Raw genomic sequence first — 418 nt, forward strand, 5'->3', positions numbered from 1 at the left:
ACTTCTCTCTTCTTCGCTACCATGGATCACTTCCACACGATGAAGTAAGCGATCTAAAATCGCAGTGGTGATGCCTTGGTCTCCGATTAAATTGCCCCATTCATCTGGACTCTTATTTGATGTCAGGATAATCGAACTTCGTTCGTATAAATGGTTAATTAAATGAAAGAATAGGTTTGCTTCTCTCTGGTCCATGGCCATATACATTAAATCATCAATAATCACTAAGTCGGCATTTCTAATTCTCTTAAGCTGAACTTTAGATTTGTTCAGGTATTCTTCTGATTTTAGAAGCTGCACCAGTTCACCCATTGTAGCGAAATAAACATTAAACCCTCTGTAAACAGCCTCAAGTCCAAGTCCAATTGCGATATACGTTTTACCGATGCCAGGAGGCCCTAAAAGGATAAGATTATAG

The 418-nt window shown here is 39.0% G+C and carries 1 protein-coding gene; it reads right to left on the minus strand.

Annotated elements, in window-relative coordinates:
* The coding region (locus CHH91_RS17900) for an ATP-binding protein (RefSeq protein WP_141234188.1) at window positions 1–418 on the minus strand (418 nt) is incomplete at both ends.

Source organism: Virgibacillus sp. 7505 (assembly GCF_002272135.1).
In the GTDB taxonomy this organism is placed as follows: Bacteria; Bacillota; Bacilli; order Bacillales; family Amphibacillaceae; genus Terribacillus.